Raw genomic sequence first — 19075 nt, 5'->3', positions numbered from 1 at the left:
GACCCGCTTCAGAGATCAAGGATGATCAGCCATCGCGCGGAGCGCTACCGAACGGATCTCGGGATGGCCATGAACTGAAAAAACAACCCGCTTCGGCGGGTTTTTTTATGGCTGACTGCTAAATCCTCGCGAACTGGTAAACTACGCGCCCTTTACGCCTGACCCGTCTGATCTATTCCATGTTGCCGATGACCGCCTCTTCCAATGCCAGCCAGCCCGTTCAAGCCTCGCGGCGCTTCTCCGTGGCGCCGATGATGGACTGGACTGACCGTCACTGCCGTTTCTTCCTGCGCCTGCTGTCGAAGAATGCGCTGCTCTATACGGAGATGGTGACGACGGGTGCGCTGTTGCATGGCGACGCCGAACGTTTCCTGCGCCACGACCAGACCGAGCACCCGCTGGCCCTGCAACTGGGTGGCAGCAACCCGGCGGACCTGGCGGCCAGCGCTCGCCTGGCCCAGACGGCGGGCTATGACGAGGTCAACCTCAACGTCGGTTGCCCAAGCGATCGGGTGCAGAACAACCTGATCGGCGCCGTGCTGATGGGCCACCCGCAGTTGGTCGCCGACTGCGTCAAGGCCATGCGCGACGCGGTGTCGATCCCGGTCACCGTCAAACATCGCATCGGCATCAACGGCCGCGACAGCTACGAGCAGTTGTGCGAGTTCGTCGGTACGGTGCGTGACGCCGGCTGCACCAGCTTCACCGTGCATGCCCGCATCGCCATTCTCGAGGGCCTGTCGCCCAAGGAAAACCGCGAAATCCCGCCCTTGCGCTATGACGTGGCCGCGCGTCTGAAGCAGGATTTCCCTGATCTTGAGTTCGTCCTCAACGGTGGCATCAAGACCCTGGAGCAGTGCCAGGACCACCTCAAGACCTTCGATGGCGTGATGCTGGGCCGCGAGGCGTACCACAACCCGTACCTGCTGGCTGAGGTCGACCGCGAACTGTTCGGCGACAGCCGACCGTCCATCTCGCGCGCCGAAGCCCTGGCGCAATTGCGCCCTTACGTCGCCGCGCACCTGCGCGACGGCGGAGCGATGCACCACATCACCCGCCACGTGCTGGGCCTGGGAACCGGCTTCCCCGGCGCACGAAAATTCCGCCAGTTGCTCTCGGTGGACATCCACAAGACCGATGATCCGCTGGGCTTGCTGGACAAGGCCGGGGAGTTGCTAGAAGGGCGGTGATTGGCGTGGCACACCTTTCAAACGCTGGTGAGTTTTTCGTTGTTTATACTCTCCGATTCCCTCGTACATCAAAATCTGAGTTTTATTCGGGTCTAAAAGAGGTTATTTGAGTTTATAAGATCAATTATCAGCGATTCTAATACGTCAGATAACCATTGCGTTTCTTTTATCTCTTTATTATTCAGTCCTATGATCCTGTCCAGTCGCTCACCATGTGCTGATCTGTTTCTGACAAAATACATATATTTTATGCATAAAAATGCTGTAAGTTCTTGGTCATTATTGACGTTGGCTTGGATGTGGCTTTGAATGTGTTTTAAGGTGCTCTGTAATAAGTTTTCTGTTGTTAAAAAATCCTGTCTATAAGGTAGGATCTGACAGATTACTTTCATTAGACGAGCATCAGTGTATCGTAAGATGAAGTCGTGGAGTGCTTTAGTTTTTTTTGCTGTAGCATAATCGTTTAGTATTAGTTGCCTCCATCTCAATTTGTCCCGGATCTGCATTTCCGTCATTGGGCTCAATAGCCGGGCGGTATTTGTAGAAAGTGTCGGATAAGCTAGTAACTTTTCTCTAAGGGCTACGTGGCAATCGTGATCTTTTTCACTTTTTCCTATGATCTTGTAAAGTGAATTGAATGCCTTCCACAGCGAATCGAATCGATCAAAAATGTCTTCTTTAGTTTTTGATTTGATCAGATGTGATGCAGCCTTCAGTAGAGCTGTTCCTTTCGGGCTTTCATCGAGAGATGCTTGGAGTGCTTTTGAGTTAATAATAGAACAAAACTTTGAGCGGAGCTTATATTGAATTTGAAAATCTTTAGGATTAACTTTTAGCTTGTCAAGCTCGGCGCCTCCGCGGCTTGAGGTGATTACTATTTTTTTTACCTTCGGGATTTTCCGCTTAGTGCATATATAGTAAATGAATGATTTAGCGATTTGAGCATAGATCCCGCTATTATAGTTCCTGAATATATCATTGATGTTGATGTCGGAGTTTCGAGTGCATGCTATGACTATTGAGTCGTTGCGCAGCGTCAAAAGATCGCTCAGATTTCCACCGTGAGGGTAGGGTAAATTTAGTACTGCCGCTTTCTTAGTCGGTTTTTCGTCTAGTATTATGTCTATGTTATAGCTGTATTTTTTTCTCATTGTATTTCCAGGTATCTAATTTCCAGTGAAGCTCATTGTGTGGCTGTTGAACGAGGTTGCTTGATTGAGTAACTCTAACTACTGGCATATTAATCGGAAGATTGTCATTGCGTATTTATTTTAAATCGTATTCAAAGTGTGGTAGCGGTCGCGTATTGTATTTTACTCGGCTTTATGGTGTCTCGCTACTTCTCGTAGTGGTTGATAAATCTTGTGTTAGCGAATTAATAGTAATTGTGAAGTTTTTGTTGCGGCTTTCATAAGTCCATGATTTTGGATGGTTTAAGGAATTAATCCCAACTTTTTCAGGTCGTGTGATCTTGTTTGTAGACCTCTTCTAGGATCAAAACGACACCGGGATAATATCGGGATCCAGATGCAAATCCAGCATGGCCAACTCTTGGAAAGACAAAAGCATAGCTGGTCGGGATGCCGTTGGGGCGGATAAAGTCTTTCTGTTCGTCTAACCAAGTGTTAAGCATTTTCACAACTTTTTTATGATCAATTTTCATAGACTTTTTCTGAATGTATCTGAGTGACAAGGATGGTATGACAAATGTTGCGGCGTAGCGGTACGCTAACTCATCGGCGAGCCTCTCGGTATCCTTCCAAGCAGCCAGCATGCCTTTATGAACATATCGAGTTGGATTCGCATGTATACCGATTCGCTGCCACGCCTGTTTGCCTTCAAAGGCAAAATCGACCTTGCAATTGGTGATGTATAGATCACAGCGTCCGGCATGGTGGTCTTCCGATTCGACACCATCCGTTTTGGTCATTTGACGTTTGTGGGTCGCGTACTCTTCCAGCGCCACCCAGCCCTCCATCGACCATGCGGCTCCCGCCAGAGAGCTCAGGGTGGCGCGTTCGTTATACCACCAGCAGTGATCATTATAGTTATGCATGTTGGAGTAGCGCTGTACCGTAGCGATCCATTGTTTCAATAGTTTTTTAAGGGGGGGTGGAGCATCGGAAGTAGTCTTGATCTTGAATATGGTGTCCACTGTAGATTCCTCTCGAAACGGCGATCCGAACAATTATCCCCCTGCTCGGAAGTGACAGCATATGATATAGGTAACTTCAGTGCTGATGCGCTGTCCTTTGCTACGCGCTTCATGGAATAACCTCACGGGTCCAGCCCACGCACCACCCGGCTGACGGTGGTCTGTATCTCGTACGCCGGCGCTTCCACGGCGTTGAAGTCCTGGGTGTAGCGCTGGGCGAATCCGTCGACGCCCCATTCCTGATATTGCTGCACGTGTTTGAGCTCGTGGGCCCACAGGGCGACGTTGTTTTCGGCGTCACTGGCGCTGCGGAACACGATGATGTCGATCAGCGTGACGGCGCCGATATCGGGATTTTGCATCATGGCGTGGGCGGCGCTGAGTTCGCCGTCGTCGCCGACCTTGTACAGCGCTGCATCGAGGACGCTGGCAGGGTACCAGCGCGGCAGTTTCTCGCGGATCTGTTCGGGAATGGGTTGGGTCAGTCCGGTTGCGGCTTCGGCGCGAGACTGGCTGAGCCACAACGCCAGGGCTGGGCCGGCGATCTGGGTGATGTCGGTGGGCATGCCGCTGCCCAGTATCTGGCCGATATCGGGCAGACAGAAGCAACCGTTCAGGCAGATGAGTTTTTCGCCGGCAGGGCAGGTGGTGGGTTCGGCGGCTGCGCTTGCGCATAGACATGCCAGGAGCAGGGCGAATAGACGTGGGCGCATCGGGTTTCCGCAGAAGGGGCGTGGGCGTCAGCGTAGCGCTTTGTGCGGGATTTCAGAACCGATGTCGATGAGGATTTCGACCGGGTGGGTGCAAGCGTGCTTCTGCAGAAGCCGTGTCTGTCGCCGACCACGTTTCTGCAGAAGCCAGCCTGATTGCGCTGGGTCCCTTGGCCTCAGCGCCGTCCGCTACGCGTGCTCACATCGACCCACACGGCCAGCACCAGGATGCTGCCCTTGACGATCATCTGCCAGTAACTGTCGACGTCGAGCATCGACATGCCGTTGTCCAGGCTGGTGATGACCAGCGCACCGAGCAGCGCGCCGTAGACGGTGCCGGAGCCACCGCGCATGGACGTTCCGCCGATGAAGCACGCGGCAATCGCGTCGAGTTCGCCCATGTTGCCCGCCGAGGGCGAGCCGGCTGCCAGCCGCGCAGTGTTGACCAGACCGGCCAGTGCGCACATGACGCCCATGATGCCGAAAATCCACAGCTTCACGGCCTGCACATTGATGCCGGAAAGGCGCGTGGCCTCCATGTTGCTGCCCACCGAATAGATGCGGCGCCCGAACACCGTCTGACTGGTGATGTAGCTGAACACCCCGAGCAACACCAGCAGCAACAGCACCGGCACGGGAATCCCGTCGTAGCTGTTCAGGGTGTAGACGAAGCCCGCCAGCACGGCGCCGATGGCCAGCACCCGCACGACATCGCGCATCAGGGCGTGCGCAGCGAGGCCGTGCAGCGCACGGTTGCGACGCTGGCGCCAGGTCAGGAACAGCGTCAGGGCGAACAGCAGCACACCCAGCGTGACGCCCGCCAGCGGCGGCAGGTAGCCTTGGCCGACATACACCAGTTGCGGCGAAACCGGAGCGATCGTCGTGCCGCCGGTGATGCCCAGCAGAATCCCGCGAAACGCCAGCATTCCGCCCAGACCGACGATGAACGAGGGTATGCGCAGGTAAGCCGTCATGCAGCCATTGGCAAGGCCGATCACCAACCCGCATGCCGCGACGATGGCCAGGTTCAACGGCAGCGGCACGTGGTAGACCACGTCGAGGATGGCCGCGACGCCGCCCAGCAAACCCAGCAGCGAGCCGACGGACAGGTCGATTTCGCCGCTGATGATCACCAGCACCATGCCGCACGCGAGAATCCCCGTGATCGACATCTGCCGCAGCAGGTTGGAGAGGTTGCGCGGCGTGACGAAACCGCCCTCGGTCTGCCAGCTGAAAAACACCCAGATCAGCGCGATGGCGATGACCAGCGCAAGCATCTTGTAGCGGGTGAAGAGTTGTTTGACCTGATTCATTTACGCGCTTCTCCCCACGGCATCCGGTCGATCATTATTGTTATGTCCTTGGGGCTGGCTGAGTGCGGCAGCGAGGACCTGCTCCTGAGTCAGCCCCTGATTGAGGAAGTCGCCGCGCAACTGGCCGTCGCCGATCACCAGCACGCGGTCGGAAACGCCCAGCACCTCGGCCAGCTCGGACGACACCATGATGATCGACACACCCTGGGCGGCCAGCGCGCCCATCAGCTTGTAGATCTCGTACTTGGCACCGACATCGACGCCGCGGGTGGGCTCGTCGAGGATCAGCACGCGGGGCTGCGTCAGGAGCATTTTCGCCAGCACGGCCTTTTGCTGGTTGCCGCCGGAGAGGCTGGTGATGGGCAGAAACGGGCTCGCGGTTTTCAGGTGCATGCGCGAAATTTCCTTGTCGATGCTGCCCAGTTCGGCTTCGGCGTCGATGCGCGTCAGGTGCGCAAAGCTGTCGAGCACCGCCAGGGTGATGTTCTGACCGACGCCCAGGTCGGGAATGATGCCCTGACGCTTGCGGTCCTCAGGGACCATGCACAGCCCGGCGCGAATCGACTTGAGTGGCGTCCGGGTGTCGATCGGCTTGCCGTCCAGCCAGACTTCGGCCTGATAGCGGCCCGGATAGGAGCCGAACAGGGCCGACACCAGCTCGGTGCGACCGGCACCGACCAGGCCGGCAATGCCGAGGATTTCCCCGCGCCTGAGCACGAACGAGATGTCGTCGACGCGCTTGCGTTTCGGGTTGTCCACGTCATGACACGTGACGTGCCTGGCCTCGAAAATCACCTCGCCGATGTCGTGGGGCTCGGTGGGATAGAGGTTGCTCATTTCACGGCCGACCATCTGCGTGATGATCTGCGCGATGTCCATGTCGGCCATGGCCGTGGTTGCAATGTGCTTGCCGTCACGGATCACCGAAATGGTGTCGCACACCGCCGCGACTTCATCGAGTTTGTGGGAGATGTAGACGCACGCCACGCCCTTGGCCTTGAGGTCGCGGATGATGTCGAGCAACACGTCGATTTCCGAGCGGGTCAGGGCCGAGGAGGGTTCATCGAGGATCAGCAGGCGCGCTTTCTTGTTCAGCGCCTTGGCGATTTCGACCAGTTGCTGATAGCCGCCGCCATACTGCGAAACCGGCAGCGCGACGTTCATGTCGGGCACTTTCAGCTCGCGCATCAGGGCTTCGGCGCGGTGGATCATCGCCGGGTAATTCATGCGCCCGCCGGGCAGCGTCAGTTCGTGGCCCATGAAGATGTTTTCCGCCACCGACAGGTCGGGCACCAAGGTCAGCTCCTGATGGATGATGACGATGCCGGCCGCTTCGGTTTCACTGATGGAATGGGCTTTCAGCGGTTCGCCGTCCCAGAGGATTTCACCCTCCCAGGTGCCGTATGGGTACACCGCGGACAGGACTTTCATCAGCGTGGATTTGCCGGCGCCGTTCTCGCCACACAGGCCGACGCACTCGCCGGGGCGCACCTTGATATCGATCCCGTTGAGGGCTTTGACACCGCCGAAGGCTTTGACGATGCCGTTCATTTGCAGCAGGTAATCGGACATTGCGGGGTATTCCAGGACAGACCGGAGTTCTCGTGCAGGCGCGCGGCTTGCCCTGCGACTGGCTGGGAAGCTGTCGTGAAGTCAACCGAGGCGTTGTGTCAGGCAAACCACAGCGTCAGGTTTCACGACGGGATCCCCGCCGATCGCGGGACAAGCCACGCTCCTGCAGGTGTCGGTGCAGGGCTCACGCTGCAGCTATGGCAGCCAGCAGACAGTGATCACTTCCCGGCGATCTGATCCTTGGTGTAGAACCCGTCTTTCTCCAGCAGGTCGATGTTGTCCTTGGTCAGCGGCGTCGGGGTCAGGAGGATGGTGTCGACCTTTTTCGTGCCGTTGTCGTACTGCGAGCTGAACGCCGGTTTCTCGTTGCGCGCCAGCTGCACCGAAAGCTTGGCGGCTTCCGAGGCGATCAGTTTCAGCGGCTTGTAGACGGTCATTGTCTGAGTGCCGTCGATGACCCGCTTGACCGCTGCCAGGTCCGCATCCTGCCCGGAAATCGGCACTTTGCCGGCGAGTTTCTGTGCGGCCAGCGCCTGGATCGCGCCACCGGCCGTGGCGTCGTTGGATGCAACGATGCCGTCGATCTTGTTGCTGTTTTTGGTCAGGGCGTTTTCGACGATGCTCAGCGCCTCGGTCGGGTTCCATTCCTTGACCCACTGCTGACCGACAATCTTGATGTCGCCCTTGTCGATGGCTGGCTGCAAGACCTTCATCTGGCCTTCGCGCAGCACTTTGGCGTTGTTGTCGGTCGGTGCGCCACCCAGCAGGAAGTAGTTGCCCTTGGGCGCCGCTTTGAGCACGCCCGAGGCCTGCATCTCGCCGACCTTCTCGTTATCGAAAGAGATGTAGGCGTCGATGTCGGCGTTCAGAATCAGCCGGTCGTAAGACACGACTTTGATGCCGGCCTTCTTCGCTTCGGCGACGGCATTGGTCAGCACCGTGGCGTTGAAAGGCACGATAACGATGACGTCCACGCCCCGTGAAATCAGGTTTTCGATCTGCGATATCTGCTTCTGCTCATTGGCGTCGGCGGACTGGACGTAGACTTTGGCGTCCATTTTCTCAGCGGCGGCCACGAAGTAATCGCGGTCTCTCGACCAGCGTTCCAGGCGAAGATCGTCGATGGAGAAACCGATTTTCGGATGAGCCGAGTCGGCCATGACCGGAAGGCTGAGCAGGGCCAGAGCGCTGGCGAGCAGGGTGACTTTCAGGTTCTTCATTGTGGTGCGTCCTTTTATTTTTGTTTGGGGCACTTCATGAGCGTGTACGTGTTGCCGGTAGAACTGTAGATAGCTGCCGCGCGCCGCGAGCAGGGAATTGTCGTGAGAATGTAACCGGCCTCTTTACGTGCAGAGACCGGCGTTGGCCTGTAGGACCTCAGGGATAAATAAACCGGTTCACCACGCCCTCGAGCATCTCTTGCCGCCCGCTCACCGCTTTGGGGGCGAACGCGTTTGCCAATGCATGCTGCGCGAGCGATTCGAGGCTGAAGTCGCCGGAGAGCACTCCTTGGCCGAACGGCGTGTCCCAGCCGGCATAGCGCTGGCTCTTGAACTGTTGCAGGACATCGTTTTCGATCATGGCGGCGGCGCGCTCCAGGGACAGGGCGAGGACGTCCATGGCGGCGACGTGGCCGTAGAACAGGTCGATTTCGTCCAGGCTCTGGCGGCGGACTTTGGAGTCGAAGTTGTAGCCACCGTTGCGGAAGCCCCCGGCCTTGAGAATCTCGTAGGTCGCCAGGGTCAGCTCTTCGACGCTGTTGGGGAACTGGTCGGTGTCCCAGCCGTTCTGCGGATCGCCGCGGTTGGCGTCGATGCTGCCGAAGATGCCCAACGAGGCGGCCGTGGCGATTTCGTGATGGAAACTATGGCCGGCGAGGGTGGCGTGGTTGGCTTCGATGTTGACCTTGATCTCGTTCTCGAGTCCGAACTGGTGGAGGAAACCGAACACCGTCGCGCTGTCGTAATCGTACTGATGCTTGGTCGGCTCCTGCGGCTTGGGCTCGATCAGCAGATCGCCCTTGAAGCCGATTTTGTATTTGTGTTCGACCACCATGCGCATGAAGCGCCCCAGCTGCTCGCGCTCGCGTTTGAGGTCGGTGTTGAGCAGCGTCTCGTAGCCCTCGCGGCCACCCCACAGCACGTAATTGGAGCCTTTGAGGCGCAGCGTGGCGTTCATTGCATTGAACACCTGAGCGGCTGCGTAGGCGAAGACCTGCGGGTCCGGATTGCTGGCCGCGCCAGCGGCGAAACGCGGGTTGCTGAAACAGTTGGCGGTGCCCCACAACAGCTGGATGCCGGTCTGCTCCTGATGCCCTTCGAGCACGTCCACCATCTGCGCGAAGTTATCGCTGTACTCCTTGAGCGACGCGCCTTCCGGGGCCACGTCGGTGTCGTGGAAACTGTAATAGTCGATGCCCAGTTTGGAGAAAAACTCGAACGCGGCCTCAGCCTTCAGGCGCGCCAGCGCCATCGCATCGCCGGGTTTGACCCAGGGCCGTTTGAAGGTGCCGACGCCGAACATGTCGGCGCCCGGCCAGACGAAGGTGTGCCAGTAACAGGCGGCCATGCGCAGGTGTTCGCGCATGGGTTTGCCAAGGATGATCTTGTCGGCGTCGTAGTACCGGAAGGCCAGGGGCGACTGGCTGGCAGGGCCTTCGTAGCGAATTCGGTCGATATCGGGAAAGCAGGGCATCGGACGTTTCCTTGTTGTTCTGTTTTTGATCTGAGGCTGCCTGGATACTAGCAACGGCCCGATGCCCGCCGATTACGAAAATCACCAACTCGGTGTTCGATTTTGAGTATTGAGATTCCCTCGGCGCAGGCCTAGTCTGTGCCGACCTGTTTCACAGGCTCGGGGAAACAACAATGAAAACCGTCCCGCCCGTTCACCGTATTGCCCTGTTGTTCAACGGCGGCAAAATCTATGATCGCGGCATCATCACAGGCATCGGCAACTACCTGAGCAGCACCCGCGCGTCGTGGGATCTGTTTCTGGAGGAAGATTTTCTCTGCCGCCTCAAGGGCATCGAGCGCTGGCAGGGCGACGGCATCATTGCCGACTTCGACGACCCGCTGATCGGCGAGGCCTTGGCCGGCAGCCGCTTGCCGGTGGTTGCGGTGGGCGGCTCCTACGAAGACGAGCGGGCCTATCCCAGCCACATTCCCTACGTGGCCACCGACAATTTCGCGCTGATCAAACTGGCGTACGAGCATTTGATCGAGGCCGGACTGACCCGCTTTGCCTGTTTCAGCCTGCCCGAGGCGCAAAGCAATCGCTGGGCACAGGAACGCGAGAAGGCGTTTCGCCGATTGCTCAAGCGCGATGGGTTGACTGGCGAGGTCTATCGGGGCCTGAGCACCAGCGCGCCGTTGTGGGACAGCGCCGTTGAACAGCAGATCGCCTGGCTGCAGAGCCTGCCCAAACCGATCGGCATCATCGCCGTCAGCGACGCCCGTGCGCGTCAGCTTTTGCAGGCCTGCCTGACGGCCGGCATCGCGGTGCCGGAGCAGGTCGCGTTGATCGGCATCGACAACGATCCGCTGACCCGCACGCTCACCCGCGTGCCGCTCAGTTCGGTGATTCAAGGCACCCAGAGCATGGGCCGCACGGCGGCGCGTCTGCTGCATCAGATGCTGCACGGCATGCCCGCGACGGGAAGTCAGATTCTGGTGCCGCCGGAGGCAATCAATGTGCAGGCGTCGAGTCTGCATCAGCCATTGGGCAATCCCTACGTCATGCAGGCGCTGCACTTCATCCGCCAGTACGCTTGCCAAGGCATCAAGACTGCGCAGGTGGCGGGCTACGTCGGTGTCTCACGGTCTTCGCTCGAGGCGCATTTTCGCAAGGAACGAGGCTGCAGCGTGCACGATGAAATCCTGCGCTTCAAACTGGCCGCCGCCGCGACACGGCTGGAAAAGACCGATTCGGCCATCGCCGACATTGCCCAGCATTGCGGTTTCAAGTCGGCGCAGTACCTGCACACCGTGTTCCGTCGCGAATTTGGCTGCACGCCGCGCGAGTACCAGCAAGGGGCCGGGGCAGCGATTCACTGAGCAGATTGATTACACGACGCCCCGCGGGCGCGGCGTCGGACGACAACATACGACTGCAAATAAAGACAACATCACAGGAGTCATCGATGCATCCGATTCGTTTAGGGCTGGTGGGGTACGGCAAGATCGCGCAAGACCAGCATGTGCCGGCGATCAATGCCAGTGAGCAATTCAAGCTGGTGTCCGTCGCCACGCTGGGCGCGCCGTGCCCCGGCGTCGATAATTTCAGCTCGCTGGCCGACCTCCTGGAAAATGGCCCGCCGGTGGATGCCATCGCGTTCTGCACGCCCCCTCAAGGTCGCTTCGCGCTGGTGCAACAGGCGCTGAAAGCAGACAAGCACGTGCTGGTGGAAAAGCCGCCGTGCTCAACCCTTGGCGAGGCCATGGTGCTGATCGATGAGGTCAACGCGGCGGGGGTCAGCGGCCTGTTCGCCTGGCATTCGCGGTTCGCCCCGGGCGTGTCGAATGCCAGAGACTGGCTGCACGGCAAGACCCTGAAGCAGGTGCGCGTGGACTGGAAGGAACAGGTGCGCAAGTGGCATCCCGGTCAGGCGTGGATCTGGCAGGCGGGCGGCTTGGGGGTGTTCGATCCGGGGATCAATGCGCTGTCCATCGTCACGGATCTGCTGCCTGACGCGCTGTTCGTCGAATCTGCTGCGCTGAGCGTGCCGAGCAATTGTCAGTCGCCGATTGCCGCCTCGTTGCAGATGCGTTCAGGCCCAGCGGTGCACGTGGTGGCCGAGCTGGATTTCGATCACGGCGTGAATGAGCAATGGAGCATCGAGCTGCACTGCGAGGAGGGTGTGATGCGCCTGGACGCCGGTGGCGCGCAGGTGGCTATTGACGGGGTCAGCCAGCCGGTGGCCGAGGAGGGCGAGTATCCGGCGATGTACCGGCACTTCGCGCAGCTGATCGCCGATCGGCAGAGTGATCTGGACCTGCAGCCGCTGCGTATCGTCGCCGACAGTTTTTTCGTTGGCAGCAAACAGACGGTGGCTGAGTTTCACGAGTAACGGGTCAGCGCCGGCAGGCCCGATGAGGTGACCTGCCGGGCTTCAGAACTGGGCGACGCCTGCCAGTGCGATGGAAAACGATACGATCAGCATCAGCAGAAGGGTCATGTTGACTGTCATGGGTGAAAATCCTTGTCCGGTTTCGATTCAATGGCGCCATGATCCCGGTTTGCCGCCCTGAATTGAACGGCGCCCGTGCGGATGATGGCTATCGACACAATCGATAGTTCAGGACTTGAGCGCGTCGCAACGCCTGTGCTTGACGGGCCCGCGAACGCCGCTAGAGATTTTTCAGCATCTCCCAGAACGACGCGCCGACGCCGGTAATGCTCTCGCCGGCGATCAATCCTGCGGCAGCGGTGATCGCGAAACGCTCGGTCACGCTTGGCCACCGGCGACTGATCGCCCAGGTCAGCACCGCGCCAAGGCCCATCATCAGCGACGTCGACGCAGGCAGCACGAATGCCAGCCCCAGCGCTGCCGTACTGGGCAGCCAGCGGGCCAGGCGCTGAGGCAGCAGGCTGTCCAGCGCACCCAACAGCACGCCGACGAATCCGCCGACAAAAATGGCCCAGCGAACATCCGGCGGCAGCGACTGCAAACCGTGGGTGAGCGTCTGCGCGACGGCCCTCCAGGTCGCGACGGCGGGCGCCGGCCATTGCTCGGTCAGCAACATGTGTTGAGGATCGGGAATGAGCGTAATGTAGACCAGCACGCCGACCACGCTGCCGATGGCGATGCCGATGCATTGAGCGATGACCTGCTTCTTCGGTGTCGCGCCAATCGCCAGGCCCACCTTGAAATCGTTCATCAGGTCTGTGGACTGTCCGGCCGCGCCGCCTGCGGTATTGGCGCTCATCAGATTGATGCCCACCTGGCCCGGCGCGACGAGGCCGAAGGTCAGTTGCGACAGTTTGCCAATCGCGCCTATGGGAGCGATGCCCGTAGCCCCGACCACCCGCGCCGCCAACACGGCCAGACAGATCGCCAGCGGGATGCTCAACAGCGCCATCCACACGTCGATGCCGAACAGCAGCGCCTGCAGCGTCACGACCAACGCAATCGACAGGACGAGCCCCAGCGCCGGCGGCCAGGCGAAGGGCGCCCGGGCCTGCGGCATCGTTGCGTCGGCGCCAGGTTCGGTCGAGCGTGCCGGCGGGCTGTGGAGCAGTCGCACGCCCAGGGATGTGAGGGTTGCGCAAACCATCAGGCTCACGCCTGGCCACAGCAGCCATTCCACCAGCCGGGCGAATTGCGGCCCGCTGGCGTCCGGGGCGAGGGTGACCAGACCGCTGTCGATCAACCACGGTCCGAGACCCGCCCACGCCAGCAATGCACCCAGCAGCAGTGTCAGCCCGACACGAATGCCGATGATGCCGCCAAAACCGATCAACAGCAGCGACGGATCCAGGGTGAAGGTCAGCCGCTCCAAGTGTGCCGTCGGCGCCCAGCGCGGTATCGCCCAGACAAAGTCATCGACCCATTTGAGCAAGCCCGACAACAGCGCAGCACCGAACAGCACCTTGATCCGGGACACGGCTTCGCGGCCGTGATGGTAGATGTGCTGCAGGGTCTCCAGCGTCGCCATGCCCTCGGGAAACTTCAGGCCATGGTCATTGAGCAGCGTGGGACGCAGATACCAGGCGATCCAGATGCCAAGAAAACTGACGGAAAACACCCACGCCATCATCGGCAATGGGTCCAGTTGCTGACCGGTCAGCAGCGTGTACGCAGGAATCGGCGCGACCAGCCCGCCGGAGATGATCGACGCTGCCGCCGACGCCACCGTCTGGTTGATGTTGCTCTCATGAAGTGTCCAGGGCGCCAGGTTTCGGTTGCGCCCCAGACTCTGCCAGATGCCGAAACCCACCAGCAGCGCGATGATCGACATGTTGAAGGACCAGCCGATTTTCAGCCCCGCATACACATTCGAGGGCGTCAGCAGAATGCCTAACACGGCACCGGTCAACACGGCGCGAGGGCTCAGTTCACGCTCGATGCGCAAGGGCAGCGCGCTGGTCGAGCCGGACGTCGAAGCGGTTGCGGCGGGGTAAAGGCCCATGTCAAATCCTGTGCGGGAGGTCGGGAGCGGGTCTTGAACTAGGGAGCCCCGTTGCGGCGGAAGGTTCAGCCAGCCGATGACCGGGTCGCGCCCGAAGACTCGCTCCAGACGGCCGGTGCTGCTACGGTATGGGCGTTTTCGACGACCTGTTTTCAAGGACCTCCATGCCCTCCCCACCGATCCGCATCACCGCCGAACAGACCCTCTCTGACAACTGGGGCGTGCTGAAAAAGTACAGCTTCGACCTCAAACGCCGGGACGGCAGCTGGCAGCCGCAGACACGTGAGGTCTACGACCGCGGCAATGGCGCGACCATCCTGCTGTACAACCTGGCCCGGCGCACGGTGGTCCTGACGCGGCAGTTCCGCCTGCCTGCGTACGTCAACGAGCACGACGGCTACCTGATCGAGGCGGCGGCCGGCCTGCTGGACAACGCCAGCCCCGAGGAGCGTATCCGTCTGGAAGCAGAAGAGGAGACCGGTTACGCGGTCCGCTCGGTCAAGAAAATCTTCGACGCGTTCATGAGCCCCGGATCGGTCACCGAGCGGATTCACTTCTTCATCGGCGAATACCAGCCCCACGACCGGGTCAGTGACGGCGGCGGTCTGCAGGAAGAGGGCGAGGACATCGAGGTGCTCGAGCTGGGCTTCGATCAGGCCATTGCGATGGTCGACAGCGGCGAAATTGCCGACGGCAAGACCATCATGCTGCTGCAGTACCTGGAGCTGCGATTGATGCGCTGAATGGCGGTCGTCGCGAGCGCTGACTGAGGGCCTGCAGGAGCAGAGTCCTGCTCTCAGCAGCGCCCGCGTCCCCCGCGCAGAGACGATTGTATCGACATCGACACATTTTTTTGACCGCAAAAAATCCCGCCTTCCACTGAGTGGGCCTCATCGCGGCTGCAACGGCCATCCCGGCGCCAGCCTTTGATTCCGGGTCTTCTGGCGATCCTGCCACTGTTTCGCCGCCATCTTGGCGGCCTCTCCGCGACATTTTCCATATATCCAAAGTTTCACTAATCGGTAAAATTTCTTACATTGCAATGAGAATCGTTTGCGTTATTCTTCGCGTTCCTTTGTAACCAGGGATGTCGAACAAGATGGATTTTCGTCCTGCAATGAGCCGGCCTGCCAAGCTGCGAGGTGCCTGTGCCGCAGAGGCCTGCGCATCGGTCGATCCTCGTCTGGATGCGTTGATGGGGACCTACCACACCCATCGCGAAGGGCTGATGCGGCTGGCTGCGAAATTCCTCGGCTGTCGCGCCCGCGCGGAAGATGTGGTTCAGGACGCCTTCGTGAAGATGCTCGAAAGCGACCTGGCCTCCACCGAGCCTGCGCGGTACATGTACCGCGTGGTGCGCAACCTGGCGATCGACCGCCTGCGTCGCCAGCGCCTGGAGCGTTACCACGGAAGCGAAAGCGAGCTGGACGAGCAGCCGCGCTTCGAGGTGTCCCCTGAACGCGTGCTGGCCGGGCGCGAATCGCTCACCCAGTTGGTCGGCGCGCTCAACGAGCTGCCCAAGCGCATGCGCATCGTCTTCAACCTCAGCCAGATTCAGGGCTACACCCAGCGTGACGTCGCCAAGGTCATCGGCACTTCGCCCACGATGGTCAATTTCCTCCTGCGCGACACCCTGTCCCACTGCCGCGCGCGCGTGGGCGAGATCTAGGTTTCGTTCAATCGACTGCACGTGTTTCTGCCTTAATTGCCCGGAGTCATCCATGAAATTAATTCGTCTGGTCTTCCAGCAATACCGCTGGCCGCTCGCGATGGTGCTGCTGCTGAGCATCAGCAGCGGCCTGTTGAGCGTGGGCGTCATTGCCTTCGTCAATCAGCGCATGATCAGCACCCATGACGGTCTGGGCACCGCGTTGTGGCAGTTCGGCCTGATGCTCGTGTTGCTGCTGGCGCTGGCCTCGGGCGCTTCGCTGTCGCTGACCGCGCTGGGCCATCGCTTCGTTTACGGGCTGCGCCGGGTGATGGTCAAACGTCTGCTGGACACCAACATCGAGCGCATCGAATCCATCGGCGGCGCGAAGATTTTCGCCAGCCTGTCCAGCGACATCCGCGCCGTGACCATGGCGTTCGTGCAACTGCCGGACCTCATCTACGGCACCGTCCTCAGTGTGGCCGCGTTCAGCTACCTGGCCTGGCTGTCGCCTTCGCTGTTCATCACCACGTTGTGCTGGATGGCCTTCACGCTGGGCGTCGGCTGGCTGCTGGTCGGCAAGCTCAACGCGCACATCCGCGCCCTGCGCGAATCGGAGGACAAGCTCTATCAGAGCTATCAGGCGGTGATCGATGGCCGCAAGGAACTGACCCTAAATCGCGACCGCGCCCGGCGTCTGTACGAAGAAACCTTCGACACCGCGGCCCTGCGTTATCGCGAGCATTTCACCCTGGCCGACCGCTATCACGGGCTTGCCAGCAACTGGGCGAACATCATGGTGCTGGGCACGATCGGTCTGGCGTTCTACCTGGCCAACGGCCTGGGCTGGGCACCCACCGAGGTGGCGGCGACGTATGCGTTGACCGTGCTGTTCATGCGCACGCCGCTGGTGCTGGCGGTGGCAGCGATTCCCGCGCAGATCTCCGGCCGCGTGGCGCTGGACAAGGTCGAATCGCTGGCGCTCGCCGAGCATCACGACAGTTTTGAAGTCGCGCCCAGTCACATCGTCGGCAACTGGCAGACGCTGGAGCTGCGCGACGTCGAGTACCACTACCCGGCGCAGGGCGATGAGCCGGGGTTCGATGTCGGCCCAGTCAACCTGACCCTGCACCGTGGCGAAACCGTTTTCCTGATGGGCGGCAACGGCAGCGGAAAATCCAGTCTGGCGCGTCTGCTCAGTGGGTTGTATCGACCGTCGGCGGGTTCGATTCTGATCGACGGGAAGGTGATTGCCTCAGGCGACTGGCTTGCGTATCGGCATTTGTTCGCCAGCGTCTTCACTGACTTCCATCTGTTTTCCCAGCTGCTGGGCGCCGATGGCCAGGATGCCGACGCGGTGCAGGTCGAGCACTGGCTGGACCAGCTGCACATGAAGCACAAGGTGCAGATCGGCGCCGGTCATCTGCTCGACACGCGCTTCTCGCAAGGGCAGCGCAAGCGTCTCGCGCTGCTGCTGGCGCTGCTGGAAAAACGCGACATTCTGCTGCTCGACGAGTGGGCCGCAGATCAGGATCCGTTGTTCCGCCGCTTCTTCTATCGCGAGCTTCTGCCGATGTTCAAGCAGGCGGGTGTCACCGTATTCGCCATCAGCCACGACGATCAGTACTTCGACCTGGCGGACCGTCTGGTGAAGATGGAGTCCGGCCAGCTCAGCGAATTGCAGGGCGATCGCCGCGACAACGCCAGCCGCGATGCGGTGGAAGAAATCGGCGGCGCCTACCGCCTGGAAAATGTAAGCACTTTGTAAATTTTTCATCCGCAGAGACTAAACAGCCGGACGGCTCAGGCGTCTTTGTAATGATAATCAGTCTTACTCATTCTCGATGCGTGTGAGCTGCCCCTGGCGCCGGCAACTGTCGTTGCTGCCTTGCCGGAACCGATCGCGCATCGCTCCTTACGAGAGGGAAGCATGGAACTCGTCTACGACTACATCGGCATCGGTTTCGGCCCGTCGAACCTGGCGCTGGCTATCGCCACCCAGGAGCATGCACTGCGCAACGGTCTGGCGCCCCAGGTGTGTTTCCTCGAAAAAAAGCCAGCGTTCAACTGGCACGAAGGCATGCTGATCGACGGCTCCACCATGCAGATTTCCTTCCTCAAGGACCTGGTCACCTTACGCAATCCGGCGAGCCGCTTCACCTTCGTCAATTACCTCAAGGAACGCGGCCGTCTGCAGGATTTCATCAACCTCAAGACCTTCTTCCCCACGCGTGAGGAGTACACCGATTACCTCGGCTGGGCGGCGTCGCATTTCGGCGAACAGGCCCACTACGGTGAGGAAGTGATGTCGGTCGAACCGCATTTTCAGGACGGCCGTTTCGTGGCTGTGGACGTGCTGTCGCGGGGCCCGACCGGTAATGTCTCGCGCCGTCGCGCGCGCAATCTGGTGTTCGGTATCGGCGGCATTCCGCAGGCGCCGGCGGCGTTCGATGGCCTGGATGATCCACGTGTCCTGCACTCGGCCGGCTATCGGGGCGGTATCGAGAAACTGTTGACCAATCGTCCCGGCCCGGTGCGCGTGGCGGTGGTCGGCGGCGGCCAGAGCGCCGCGGAAATCTTCGAGGACCTGGCCACCCGCTTCGATAACGTCGAGGCCTCGCTGATCATCCGCGGCAGCGCGCTGAAGCCTTCGGATGACAGTCCGTTCGTCAACCAGATTTTCAATCCGTCGTTCACCGACACCATTTTCAACCACAGCGAAGAGCGTCGCGGTGCGTTGTTCAACGAGTTCCGCAACACCAACTATTCGGTGGTCGACACCGACCTGATCGAGACCATTTTCCAGCGCATGTATCAGCAGAAAGTGCGTGGTGAGCAGCGTCACCGGTTGCTGACCAATCGCGAAGTGGCGCACGCCGAAGTGGGCGCCGGCGGCATCGAGTTGTTCCTGCGCGACGCGCCCCATGACCAGACGCACAGCGAGTCGTTCGACGTCGTGGTGCTGGCCACCGGGTACCGACGCGACTATCACCTGGAGCTGCTGGCCGGTCTGCAGGATTACGTGCAAGGCGCCGGCGTCGACCGTCACTACCGCCTGCCACTGCGTCCGGGCAGCGAGGCGGGGATCTTCCTGCAGGGTTGCTGCGAGGAAAGTCACGGCCTGAGCGACACGCTGCTGTCGGTACTGGCGGTGCGCTCTCAGGAAGTGGTCGAGTCGATCTTCGCCGATTGCGAGCAGCCCTGTTCGAGCCGACCGGCGCAGACCGAGCGGGTGGCGCTGAAGCTGGCGCGCTGAGTCGGCGCGCCACGCCAGAGCCGTCATGACGGTGGCCGTCCAGGCCACCGAATTCCTTTTCACAACGTTGCGGGCCAGGCCGTCGGGCCGTCCGTGGGTTG

Annotated in this window: 15 protein-coding genes; 7 read left to right on the top strand and 8 right to left on the bottom strand. The window is 60.2% G+C overall.

Annotated elements, in window-relative coordinates; all coding sequences use genetic code 11:
• The first annotated feature begins 188 nt into the window (after window positions 1-188).
• On the top strand, window positions 189-1190 hold the full coding sequence (gene dusA / locus AAGQ88_RS17425) for a tRNA dihydrouridine(20/20a) synthase DusA (protein WP_342655831.1): 1002 nt from the start codon (window positions 189-191) through the stop codon (window positions 1188-1190).
• A 92-nt stretch (window positions 1191-1282) separates the two neighbouring features.
• Here the strand turns inward: dusA and AAGQ88_RS17420 are convergent, their stop codons facing one another.
• From AAGQ88_RS17420 to xylA, 7 genes are all read right to left on the bottom strand, one after another.
• Window positions 1283-2341 (bottom strand): hypothetical protein, encoded by a 1059-nt coding sequence (locus tag AAGQ88_RS17420; protein WP_342653075.1) that lies wholly within the window; start codon window positions 2339-2341, stop codon window positions 1283-1285.
• 305 nt (window positions 2342-2646) lie between these two features.
• Window positions 2647-3345, bottom strand: a complete 699-nt coding sequence (locus AAGQ88_RS17415) for a hypothetical protein (protein ID WP_342653074.1) — start codon at window positions 3343-3345, stop codon at window positions 2647-2649.
• 122 nt (window positions 3346-3467) lie between these two features.
• Complete coding sequence (locus tag AAGQ88_RS17410) at window positions 3468-4058, bottom strand: DUF4157 domain-containing protein (RefSeq protein WP_342653073.1); 591 nt, start codon at window positions 4056-4058, stop codon at window positions 3468-3470.
• A 173-nt stretch (window positions 4059-4231) separates the two neighbouring features.
• Entirely contained in the window at window positions 4232-5368 is a 1137-nt protein-coding gene (locus tag AAGQ88_RS17405; RefSeq protein ID WP_342653072.1) for a sugar ABC transporter permease, read from the bottom strand.
• Window positions 5369-6940, bottom strand: coding sequence for a D-xylose ABC transporter ATP-binding protein (gene xylG / locus AAGQ88_RS17400; protein ID WP_342653071.1), 1572 nt, complete (start codon window positions 6938-6940; stop codon window positions 5369-5371).
• A 218-nt stretch (window positions 6941-7158) separates the two neighbouring features.
• Window positions 7159-8160, bottom strand: coding sequence for a D-xylose ABC transporter substrate-binding protein (xylF, locus tag AAGQ88_RS17395; RefSeq protein WP_285425465.1), 1002 nt, complete (start codon window positions 8158-8160; stop codon window positions 7159-7161).
• 157 nt (window positions 8161-8317) lie between these two features.
• Window positions 8318-9634, bottom strand: coding sequence for a xylose isomerase (gene xylA, locus AAGQ88_RS17390; protein ID WP_342653070.1), 1317 nt, complete (start codon window positions 9632-9634; stop codon window positions 8318-8320).
• A 173-nt stretch (window positions 9635-9807) separates the two neighbouring features.
• Here xylA and AAGQ88_RS17385 point away from each other — a divergent pair, with 173 nt between their 5' ends.
• Window positions 9808-10995 (top strand): DNA-binding transcriptional regulator, encoded by a 1188-nt coding sequence (locus AAGQ88_RS17385; RefSeq protein WP_342653069.1) that lies wholly within the window; start codon window positions 9808-9810, stop codon window positions 10993-10995.
• An 86-nt stretch (window positions 10996-11081) separates the two neighbouring features.
• Window positions 11082-12008, top strand: coding sequence for a Gfo/Idh/MocA family oxidoreductase (locus AAGQ88_RS17380; RefSeq protein WP_342653068.1), 927 nt, complete (start codon window positions 11082-11084; stop codon window positions 12006-12008).
• A 280-nt stretch (window positions 12009-12288) separates the two neighbouring features.
• Here the strand turns inward: AAGQ88_RS17380 and AAGQ88_RS17375 are convergent, their stop codons facing one another.
• Complete coding sequence (locus AAGQ88_RS17375; protein ID WP_342653067.1) at window positions 12289-14070, bottom strand: OPT family oligopeptide transporter; 1782 nt, start codon at window positions 14068-14070, stop codon at window positions 12289-12291.
• A 164-nt stretch (window positions 14071-14234) separates the two neighbouring features.
• On the opposite strand from AAGQ88_RS17375, the gene AAGQ88_RS17370 reads away from it, so the two are divergent.
• From AAGQ88_RS17370 to AAGQ88_RS17355, 4 genes are all read left to right on the top strand, one after another.
• Window positions 14235-14813, top strand: coding sequence for a GDP-mannose pyrophosphatase (locus tag AAGQ88_RS17370; protein ID WP_342653066.1), 579 nt, complete (start codon window positions 14235-14237; stop codon window positions 14811-14813).
• A 356-nt stretch (window positions 14814-15169) separates the two neighbouring features.
• Window positions 15170-15739 carry a sigma-70 family RNA polymerase sigma factor gene (locus AAGQ88_RS17365; protein ID WP_285425456.1) on the top strand — a complete coding sequence of 190 codons (570 nt, stop codon included), beginning with the start codon at window positions 15170-15172 and terminating at the stop codon, window positions 15737-15739.
• Between the two features lie 52 nt (window positions 15740-15791).
• The gene (locus AAGQ88_RS17360; protein WP_285425455.1) at window positions 15792-17486 is read left to right on the top strand and encodes a multidrug ABC transporter permease/ATP-binding protein; all 1695 of its coding nucleotides are present in this window, start codon (window positions 15792-15794) and stop codon (window positions 17484-17486) included.
• Window positions 17487-17648: 162 nt separating this feature from the next.
• Entirely contained in the window at window positions 17649-18974 is a 1326-nt protein-coding gene (locus AAGQ88_RS17355) for a lysine N(6)-hydroxylase/L-ornithine N(5)-oxygenase family protein (protein ID WP_342653065.1), read from the top strand.
• Window positions 18975-19075 lie beyond the last annotated feature (101 nt).

Source organism: Pseudomonas sp. F3-2 (genome assembly GCF_038804275.1).
GTDB lineage: Bacteria > Pseudomonadota > Gammaproteobacteria > Pseudomonadales > Pseudomonadaceae > Aquipseudomonas.
This window is presented reverse-complemented; position numbering and strand designations above follow the sequence as displayed.

Bases quoted from the DNA above. Each gene is read 5' to 3' on its own strand.
- dusA (WP_342655831.1), top strand. From the start codon at position 189: ATGACCGCCTCTTCCAATGCCAGCCAGCCCGTTCAAGCCTCGCGGCGC.
- AAGQ88_RS17420 (WP_342653075.1), bottom strand. From the start codon at position 2,341: ATGAGAAAAAAATACAGCTATAACATAGACATAATACTAGACGAAAAA.
- AAGQ88_RS17410 (WP_342653073.1), bottom strand. From the start codon at position 4,058: ATGCGCCCACGTCTATTCGCCCTGCTCCTGGCATGTCTATGCGCAAGC.
- AAGQ88_RS17405 (WP_342653072.1), bottom strand. From the start codon at position 5,368: ATGAATCAGGTCAAACAACTCTTCACCCGCTACAAGATGCTTGCGCTG.
- xylG (WP_342653071.1), bottom strand. From the start codon at position 6,940: ATGTCCGATTACCTGCTGCAAATGAACGGCATCGTCAAAGCCTTCGGC.
- xylF (WP_285425465.1), bottom strand. From the start codon at position 8,160: ATGAAGAACCTGAAAGTCACCCTGCTCGCCAGCGCTCTGGCCCTGCTC.
- xylA (WP_342653070.1), bottom strand. From the start codon at position 9,634: ATGCCCTGCTTTCCCGATATCGACCGAATTCGCTACGAAGGCCCTGCC.
- AAGQ88_RS17385 (WP_342653069.1), top strand. From the start codon at position 9,808: ATGAAAACCGTCCCGCCCGTTCACCGTATTGCCCTGTTGTTCAACGGC.
- AAGQ88_RS17380 (WP_342653068.1), top strand. From the start codon at position 11,082: ATGCATCCGATTCGTTTAGGGCTGGTGGGGTACGGCAAGATCGCGCAA.
- AAGQ88_RS17375 (WP_342653067.1), bottom strand. From the start codon at position 14,070: ATGGGCCTTTACCCCGCCGCAACCGCTTCGACGTCCGGCTCGACCAGC.
- AAGQ88_RS17370 (WP_342653066.1), top strand. From the start codon at position 14,235: ATGCCCTCCCCACCGATCCGCATCACCGCCGAACAGACCCTCTCTGAC.
- AAGQ88_RS17365 (WP_285425456.1), top strand. From the start codon at position 15,170: ATGGATTTTCGTCCTGCAATGAGCCGGCCTGCCAAGCTGCGAGGTGCC.
- AAGQ88_RS17360 (WP_285425455.1), top strand. From the start codon at position 15,792: ATGAAATTAATTCGTCTGGTCTTCCAGCAATACCGCTGGCCGCTCGCG.
- AAGQ88_RS17355 (WP_342653065.1), top strand. From the start codon at position 17,649: ATGGAACTCGTCTACGACTACATCGGCATCGGTTTCGGCCCGTCGAAC.